The organism is Vibrio bivalvicida (assembly GCF_001399455.2).
GTDB lineage: Bacteria > Pseudomonadota > Gammaproteobacteria > Enterobacterales > Vibrionaceae > Vibrio > Vibrio bivalvicida.
This window is the reverse complement of the sequence record NZ_LLEI02000019.1, coordinates 87,621-96,034: the sequence shown is the minus strand read 5'-3', so window position 1 is coordinate 96,034 and position 8,414 is coordinate 87,621. Positions and strand designations below refer to the sequence as shown.

8 protein-coding genes are annotated in these 8,414 nt (G+C 43.6%); 3 read left to right on the top strand and 5 right to left on the bottom strand.

The window, feature by feature from the left end; genetic code table 11:
• Positions 1-226 precede the first annotated feature (226 nt).
• The 5 genes from treC to gmhB all read right to left on the bottom strand — a co-directional run bounded on the left by treC (position 227) and on the right by gmhB (position 5,580).
• Complete coding sequence (gene treC / locus APB76_RS04840; protein ID WP_054961959.1) at positions 227-1,909, bottom strand: alpha,alpha-phosphotrehalase; 1,683 nt, start codon at positions 1,907-1,909, stop codon at positions 227-229.
• A gap of 75 nt (positions 1,910-1,984) precedes the next feature.
• A complete protein-coding gene (treB, locus tag APB76_RS04835) occupies positions 1,985-3,409 on the bottom strand; it encodes a PTS trehalose transporter subunit IIBC (protein WP_049845492.1) in 1,425 nt (474 codons plus the stop codon).
• A 209-nt stretch (positions 3,410-3,618) separates the two neighbouring features.
• Positions 3,619-4,566: a trehalose operon repressor TreR gene (gene treR / locus APB76_RS04830; RefSeq protein WP_049845415.1), complete on the bottom strand. Its 948-nt coding sequence runs from the start codon at positions 4,564-4,566 to the stop codon at positions 3,619-3,621.
• Between the two features lie 69 nt (positions 4,567-4,635).
• Complete coding sequence (locus APB76_RS04825; protein ID WP_049845414.1) at positions 4,636-4,980, bottom strand: MliC family protein; 345 nt, start codon at positions 4,978-4,980, stop codon at positions 4,636-4,638.
• Positions 4,981-5,028: 48 nt separating this feature from the next.
• Positions 5,029-5,580: a D-glycero-beta-D-manno-heptose 1,7-bisphosphate 7-phosphatase gene (gene gmhB / locus APB76_RS04820; protein ID WP_054961960.1), complete on the bottom strand. Its 552-nt coding sequence runs from the start codon at positions 5,578-5,580 to the stop codon at positions 5,029-5,031.
• A 223-nt stretch (positions 5,581-5,803) separates the two neighbouring features.
• Between gmhB and metN the strand changes: the two genes are divergently transcribed.
• From metN to APB76_RS04805, 3 genes are read left to right on the top strand one after another with little or no spacing between them, the layout of a single operon-like run.
• Positions 5,804-6,838, top strand: coding sequence for a methionine ABC transporter ATP-binding protein MetN (gene metN, locus APB76_RS04815; RefSeq protein ID WP_054961961.1), 1,035 nt, complete (start codon positions 5,804-5,806; stop codon positions 6,836-6,838).
• Positions 6,828-7,505, top strand: coding sequence for a methionine ABC transporter permease (locus tag APB76_RS04810; protein WP_049845411.1), 678 nt, complete (start codon positions 6,828-6,830; stop codon positions 7,503-7,505). Before metN ends, APB76_RS04810 begins: the two co-directional genes overlap by 11 nt.
• 47 nt (positions 7,506-7,552) lie before the next feature.
• The gene (locus tag APB76_RS04805) at positions 7,553-8,362 is read left to right on the top strand and encodes a MetQ/NlpA family lipoprotein (RefSeq protein WP_049845410.1); all 810 of its coding nucleotides are present in this window, start codon (positions 7,553-7,555) and stop codon (positions 8,360-8,362) included.
• Positions 8,363-8,414 lie beyond the last annotated feature (52 nt).

The window sequence follows — 8,414 nt, the reverse complement described above, 5'->3', positions numbered from 1 at the left end:
TGTAAATCTGCTGGCACTGCCTTCGATGGTTCGAATCCGTCCCCCTCCACCATATACAGAAAACCAGCTCATTGAGCTGGTTTTTTTATATGCTGAAAACGCCTATTCTCTATTCTCTATTCTCTATTCTCTATTCTCTATTCTCTATTCTCTATTCTCTATTCTCTAACAAGCATAAAAAAGCCCCGACATTCCGGGGCTAAACAAACTAACAACTATAGGGGGGTTAGTTTTCCAAAAGGATAATGCGTGTTTCATAAGGGCGAAGTACTTGATGCTGATTCACAACGCCAGCTAAATCTTGGTAGTTACCCAATAAATATTTGGCTTGTGTCGTATCAAAATCCAGTGGAAGAACACATTCGGTATCTTCGCCATAGTAGTTGTTAAGACAAATGAGTGTCTGCTGCTCAGATTTGCGCTGATACCCAAATACAGCGTTATGCTCTGGATATAGGTCGGTGTAGCTACCCGTTGTGATCACCTCGACCTCTTTACGCAATTGGATCAACTTCTGATAGAAGTAGAAAACTGAGTTATTGTCTGCCACTGCTTTATCTGCATTTATTTGTGGATAGTTACTCGCTACCTCTAGCCAGGGTTGAGCTTTAGAGAAACCAGCATATTGTTCGTCATTCCACTGCATCGGTGTACGAGAGTTATCACGAGATTTTTGCGCTAAAATGGCCATCATTTCATCGTGCGTGACACCTTGCTCATTGACCATAATGTCGTACATATTAGTACTTTCAACATCACAGTATTGCTCGATAGTAGTATAACCTGGGTTAGTCATACCTATCTCTTCACCTTGATAGATATAAGGTGTCCCTTGCATCATATGCACAGACGCTGCGAGCATTTTGGCGGACTCTACACGATATTGTTTATCGTCGCCTAATCGGCTTACAACGCGTGGTTGGTCATGGTTACACCAAAACAGCGCCCCCCAACCTTTATTATTTAATCCTGTCTGCCAATGATTAAAAATCTGCTTCAACTGAGAAAAATCAAATGGTGCTTTGGTCCACTTATCACCATTTACATAGTCAACTTTGAGGTGATGGAAGTTAAACACCATCGATAATTCTTTATTGTCGAGAGACGAATATTTCTGGCAATGCTCGAGTGTCGTCGAAGACATTTCCCCCACAGTCACACTGCCATACTTTTGGAACACCGCCTCACTGATCTCTTGCAGGTATTCATGTACACGTGGACCATCGGTGTAAAAGCGTCGACCATCACCAATATCATCATTTGGAAAATTTTGCTGCTTAGAAATCAAGTTGATCACATCTAAACGGAATCCATCTACGCCTTTTTCTGCCCAAAAGCTGATCACTTCTTTCACTTCACCGCGAACTTTCGGGTTCTCCCAGTTAAGATCCGCTTGTTCTTTAGCAAACAAGTGGAGGAAGTACTGGCCTGTATTTTCATCCAGCTCCCAAGCGCTGCCGCCAAATTTCGACTGCCAATTGTTAGGGATATCACCATCAACCGGATCTTTCCATATGTAGTAGTCACGATATGGGCTGTCCTTGTCACCAAGTGCCGACTGGAACCATGTGTGATCAGTTGAGGTGTGGTTAACCACAATATCCATAATGATGCGAATACCGCGTTGATGAGCCTCAGATAGAAGCTGGTCAAAGTCTTCCATGGTGCCAAAATCTGGGTTAATCGCGTAGTAATCTGAGATGTCGTAACCGTTGTCAATCATTGGTGACTTGTAAACTGGCGTTAACCAAATCGCATCGACACCAAGCCGCTTTAAGTAATCAAGCTTAGAAATAATGCCTTGGATATCACCCGTACCTTTGCTGCCACTATCACAGAAGCTCTTAGGATAGATTTGATAGATAGAGGCGGTTTTCCACCAATTTTTATCATTAGCGATTGTTGTCATTTCTAAACTCACTTACCAAAAAATAATAAACTTTGAAAAAGGAGCGACGAAAAGCCGCTCCGAAATAAGAGGGGATTAAGCGTTTGCAGGCTCTAGTTCGCCTTTCACTTGTGCACGCTTATAGAAGAAGAGAGTTAATGCCGCTGGCACAGCGATAGCCACAAGCATAGCGATAGCAAAGATGCCCCAGAATTGTGGTTGGATTGATAGAATGCCTGGTAGACCACCGACACCGATACCATTCGCCATAACCCCAGCACTACCACAGATAGCAGCTGCAATTGCACTACCAATCATTGCGCTTAGCATTGGGAATTTGTATTTCAAGTTAATACCGTACATCGCTGGCTCTGTTACACCAAGGTAGGCAGAAATGGCTGCGGGTACAGAAATATCACGCTCACCATGCTTTTTACTGATGATAATAATGCCGACAACAGCTGAAGCTTGAGCAATGTTTGACAAAGCAATTAACGGCCAGATTGGCGTACCACCTAAGTCTTGCATTAACTGTAGGTCGACTGCGTTAGTGGTGTGGTGGATACCCGTAATCACTAACGGAGCATATAAGAAGCCAAACACCATTGAACCAATAACGGCAAAGTCTCCCGTCATTGCTGCTTTAGCAGCGAAAGCAACACCATCACCTAATACGCGACCAAATGGGCCAATTAGAGAGTGAGCCAATACTACAGAGACAATGATTGATACAAAAGGTACAACCACCAAGTAAAGGTAAGAAGGAACAATACGCTTGAGGTTGGTTTCGATAAACGCCAGAGCTATACCCGCGAGCATGGCTGGAATCACCTGTGCTTGATAACCAACTTTCTCAATCACAAACAGACCAAAGTCCCACACTTCAGGCACTTGCTTGCCGATCAGATAAGCGTTCATCAACTGTGGTGAAACTAAAGTCACACCAAGAGTGATACCAAGAATTGGCGTACCTCCGAGTTTTTTCACCGTTGACCAACATACGCCAACAGGTAGGAAGAAGAAGATTGCCTCACCAATCAACCATAGGAAACTATGTACCGTCGCCCAAAACTGGCTGATTTCGGTCAGTGACTGTCCATCAAACATCTTGATGTCACCAATCACGTTACGGAAACCTAAAATCAAACCACCCGTAATAATGGCAGGAAGCAGTGGTACGAAGATTTCAGCAAGATGGGAAATACCACGTTCCAAGATATTCATATTCTGACGAGCAGCTAGCTTCGCCTCATCTTTAGAGGCTTCTGATTTGCCAGAAAGATCAATCAACACCTTGTAAACTTCATCGACTTCAGTACCAATTACCACTTGGAACTGACCAGCATTAGTAAAGCAACCTTTGACCAGAGGTAAAGCTTCTAGCGCTTTCTGATCTGCTTTATCGGTATCATTTAGTACGAAGCGAAGACGAGTCAGACAGTGACTTACGCTCGCGATGTTTTCGCGGCCACCGACCAATTCAATCAGACGCTCAACTTCTTGTTTCGCAATCTTACTCATATCCATGTCCACCCTAATTGGATTCTCATTCATCTGTTGTCAACAGCGTTGACGTTTTAAACTGACTAAGCGTGTTGTTTTTCTATTTGTGGGAACATTCCCAAAATGTAGCATTATATTGTCAGATCTATTTACAGATAAAAATGGGAACAGTCCCATTAATTGAAAGAGATCACAGTATAATTTTAATTCACTTTGAAAATAATGGGTTAGATTGAGATAGGCTCTTGAGTGATATGTACTTGGCCAAGCTCACCATTTACTTGAGATATCAGAAGCTTAGCCGCTTTCTCACCTGCCAACGAGTAGCCAGGATCAATACTGAACACTTTAGGAAATAGGAAGGAAAGCAGTTCATTACCCCCAACCCCAGTAACAACAACGTCTTCACGATTGAGCTCTTGCAAACGTTTTATAACTCCCAACGCTAATGTATCACTTGCACAAACAATCGCTTGAACTTTTTCAGTCAACACATCATCCACCAGCAAATAGGCACTTTCATGGTTGAGTTGACCTGTTTGATAATTGGGTGCGATAGATTGAATTTGACACCACTCAAGATAAGCTTCTAAACGCAACTTACCCGTCGTTTTATCACTAGGATCGACACCAATAAACGCGATGTTGGTAAGGTTTCTTTGCTCTAGAAACTCTAGCGCTTTAGCAATCACTTGCCTATTGTCGTAATTGATAGAAGACACCTCATCAGTGTCCATAGCGATGACCACTGTACGATTATGCCAACTCGCGAGTTTAGCGATATCGAAACCACTGAATCCAAACACAATCACACCATCAACATTACGCTTTTTCAGCACGTCTAAATGTTCATTTGTCTTGTCACGATCAAACTGACTCTCCATGATAACGACATCATAGCCCGTCCTATATAACGTATTGAGCATGCTGCCCACCGCTTTGTTTTCTGATGGAGAATCGAGACGAGAGATGATCACTCCGACCACTTTTTGGCTCCCCCCACGCATCGCCTGAGCCGACTTTGATGGGACATAACCTGATTCTTGAATCACCTGCTCCACTTTGGCACGTGTTTCAGGTTTAACCTTAGGGTCATTGGTTAGAACACGAGAGACCGTCGACTTGCCCACACCGGACAGTCGCGCAATATCAAGAATGGTTAGTTTTTTGCTCATATAATAGTGATTCTAGTCGTTGATCATTAAAAGGAGGCTCTCGCCTCCTGACAAGCTATCGTAAAAGATCTATTGGGTAATACAGTTTTTGTAGACAACTTGACCTAAGTCGAGACGCGCTTCTTTACCTTTGGTATAGAGCGTCACAAAGTTTTGTATTTCTGCTGTGCCATCATGAAGAATATACTTGGTCCCCGACCCAGAAGGCACTTGAATCATCCTATAGTCCCTTTTCGGAAGCCTAAGTAGCGCTGTGTCGTCATTAGGCATTAACGCTAACTCAAATGTCTCACCAGCACTGCACTGATAAAACATAAAATCGCCCTGATAGTGATTTTCTCTTTCCATTGCAGTAAAAGAGCACCCAGATAGGCTCAATGCTAGGACTGTTGTAAACAATACACGATGTTTCATGATTCCCTCCAAACAAGACAAAGGCCGTCCGTGGCAGCCTTTCTCAGTTTATTTCGCTAGATACGCTGGAACCTGTTTAATACTTTCTAGTACTACCGAGGCAATCGCCTCTCCCTTATCAGTGACAGGTTTCCCCGTACGAACAAGGATCATGGTGCCAACACCTGCGGCCTTTGCCGCCATCATATCTTCTGCTTTATCGCCAACCATGACTGAATTAGCCATATCAATTTTTAAGAAGTCACGAGCTGAAATAAACATCCCAGGTTTTGGCTTGCGGCATTCGCAGTCTTGCTTGTACTTCCCTATGCCATGCTCAGCATGATGCGGACAGTAATAAATACCATCAAACTCAACACCATTGTCGACGAAGTTCCAATCCATCCACTGAGTTAATGAAAGAAAGCGATCTTCGCTAAATTTACCACGAGCAATGCCTGACTGATTTGTCACCAATACGAGCTGGTAACCCATTTCTTTGAGTTTCTTAGCGGCATCAAAAACACCATCAATAAACTCAAAATCGTGCTCGTCGTGGACATAGCCATGGTCGACATTAATCACGCCATCTCGGTCTAAAAAGACTGCTGGTTTTGCCAAAATATGCTTCTCATTTTTACATTATTTACTAAGAATTATTGCACGCTTTATTTCTTTCATCACTATCTAATTACCAATCGATTGAGCAAAAAATACGTTTAGACGTCTAGACGTAAAAATATCTATTGACACAAAACACGTGAGACCATAGCATCATCTACTAAATGAGATGTAGCTCGATATTATCTGCTGCTCTTCATCTAATCTGATAGCGAGTCCCTCGATGATTGAAATTAATCAAGTAAATAAGGTGTTCCACCAAGGTAATAAGGAAATACATGCCTTAAAGGAAATAAACCTTCATATCCCACAGGGAACCATCTTTGGTGTTATTGGCTCATCGGGAGCAGGAAAAAGTACGCTTATACGTTGTGTAAACATGCTAGAAGCACCAACGACAGGATCGATTGTTGTTGACGGTGTCGATCTAACAAAGTTAGGTAAATCTCAACTCAGCGAAGCTCGCCGTAATATTGGCATGATCTTCCAACACTTTAACTTGCTGTCATCACGTACCGTATTTGGCAATGTTGCTCTACCACTAGAGCTGGCAAGCCAAAACAAGGCGCACATCACGAGTAAAGTGACAGAGCTATTAAAGCTCGTTGGTCTTGAAGATAAGCATGAAAGCTATCCTGCAAATTTAAGTGGAGGTCAAAAGCAGCGTGTCGCGATTGCCCGTGCTCTCGCGTCAGATCCAAAAGTCCTGCTGTGTGATGAGGCCACCAGCGCGCTTGATCCTGCAACGACACAATCGATTCTTGAGCTACTCAAGAAGATCAACCGCAAGCTAAATATTACGATGCTTTTGATTACTCACGAAATGGACGTTGTTAAAAGCATCTGCCACGAAGTCGCTATCATTGGTGGTGGTGAGCTAGTCGAAAAAGGCACGGTAGGCGAAATCTTCGCTCATCCTAAGACAGAACTGGCGCATCAGTTCATTCGTTCTACTTTGGACCTTTCAATTCCAGAAGATTACCAAGTTCGTGTACAAGAGACGCGTGTAGAAGGCAGTTACCCATTGGTTCGTCTAGAGTTTACAGGCGCAACGGTTGATGCGCCGCTAATGACGCAAATTGCTCGAAAATTCAACATTGATGTCAGTATTTTGAGTTCTGACCTTGATTACGCTGGCGGTGTCAAATTCGGCATGATGGTCGCTGAGCTATTTGGTAATGAGCAAGATGACAACGCAGCGATTGAATTCCTGCGTGAGCACAACGTAAAAGTAGAGGTACTGGGCTATGTCCTTTAATGAAATTTCACAGTGGCTGAGCTTAAACAGCAATCTACTTATCGGCGCTACTTGGGAAACCCTCTACATGGTGGCAGTTGCGGGTATTGTTGGCTTCGCAGTTGGTATTCCACTCGGCGTTATTCTGCATATCACTAAGAAAGGTGGCTTACTTGAAAACACCAAACTCAATAGTGTACTTGGTGCTATCGTTAACGTAGGTCGTTCAGTCCCTTTCCTAGTCTTGATGGTTGCCATTATTCCGGTCACCAAGGTAATCGTTGGTACCTTTATTGGTACAACGGCAGCGATTGTTCCACTGACCATTGGCGCAATCCCATTTGTAGCTCGTCTTATTGAAGGCGCACTGCTGGAAGTACCTACAGGTTTAGTGGAAGCTGCTCAATCCATGGGAGCGACACCTGTTCAGATTATTTCTAAGGTACTGCTTCCAGAAGCAATGCCAACTATCGTTAACTCGGTAACGATTACGCTCGTCACACTTGTCAGCTACTCCGCAATGGCAGGTACTGTTGGAGGAGGTGGTTTAGGCGACGTTGCGATTCGCTACGGCTTCCACCGCTACGATGTGGTTATCATGGCAGTCACCGTTGTGATGCTTATCGTGTTAGTGCAAATCATTCAATCAATTGGTGATGCGATTGTCCGTCGCGTTGATCACCGCTAAAAATAAAGAAAATAATACTCGCAGATTTAATTTATAAGGAGATAGTGATGAAATTCAGTTTTAAAGGTCTACTGACTATCGCAGCTGCTGCATCAGCATTAGTACTAGCAGGCTGTGGCGAAAAAGAAGCCGATACCAGCAAAATCAAAGTTGGTGTAATGGCAGGTGCAGAAGCACAAGTTGCTGAAGTTGCGGCTAAAGTCGCTAAAGAAAAATACGGCCTAAATGTAGAGCTAGTAACATTTACTGATTACGTGACTCCAAACGCAGCGCTAGACGACGGCTCGATTGACCTCAACGCGTTCCAACACAAGCCATACCTAGATCAGCAAGTTACCGATCGCGGTTACAAACTGACGATTGCTGGTAACACTTTTGTGTACCCAATCGCGGGTTACTCTAAGCAAGTGAAATCAGTTGATGAGATTCAAGATGGAGCACGTATCGCAGTACCTAACGATCCAACAAACCTAGGTCGTTCACTGCTTCTGCTTGAGCAACAGGGTCTGCTGAAACTGCGTGAAAACGTTGGTCTACTAGCGACAGTACGTGACATCGTTGAAAACCCGAAAAACATTACTATTGTTGAGCTAGATGCTGCACAGCTACCACGCTCTCTAGATGACGTTGCGCTTTCTGTTATCAACACGACTTACGCAAGCTCTATCAACCTAACGCCACAAAAAGACGGTGTATTTGTTGAAGACAAAGAGTCTCCATACGTAAACCTTATCGTGTCACGCGAAGATAATGCGCAAGCAGAAAACGTACAGAACTTTGTTAAGTCTTACCAAACTGAAGAAGTTTACTCAGCGGCTTCTGACATATTCAAAGGCGGCGTAGTAAAGGGTTGGTAATTACTCGCCTGCACTAATGATTACGAACAGGGCTGACATTGCATCAGCCCTA

What these genes read in the sequence shown, in the direction of transcription:
- treC (WP_054961959.1), bottom strand. Translation starts at nt 1,909, where the DNA reads ATGACAACAATCGCTAATGATAAAAATTGGTGGAAAACCGCCTCTATC.
- treB (WP_049845492.1), bottom strand. Translation starts at nt 3,409, where the DNA reads ATGAGTAAGATTGCGAAACAAGAAGTTGAGCGTCTGATTGAATTGGTC.
- treR (WP_049845415.1), bottom strand. Translation starts at nt 4,566, where the DNA reads ATGAGCAAAAAACTAACCATTCTTGATATTGCGCGACTGTCCGGTGTG.
- APB76_RS04825 (WP_049845414.1), bottom strand. Translation starts at nt 4,980, where the DNA reads ATGAAACATCGTGTATTGTTTACAACAGTCCTAGCATTGAGCCTATCT.
- metN (WP_054961961.1), top strand. Translation starts at nt 5,804, where the DNA reads ATGATTGAAATTAATCAAGTAAATAAGGTGTTCCACCAAGGTAATAAG.
- APB76_RS04810 (WP_049845411.1), top strand. Translation starts at nt 6,828, where the DNA reads ATGTCCTTTAATGAAATTTCACAGTGGCTGAGCTTAAACAGCAATCTA.
- APB76_RS04805 (WP_049845410.1), top strand. Translation starts at nt 7,553, where the DNA reads ATGAAATTCAGTTTTAAAGGTCTACTGACTATCGCAGCTGCTGCATCA.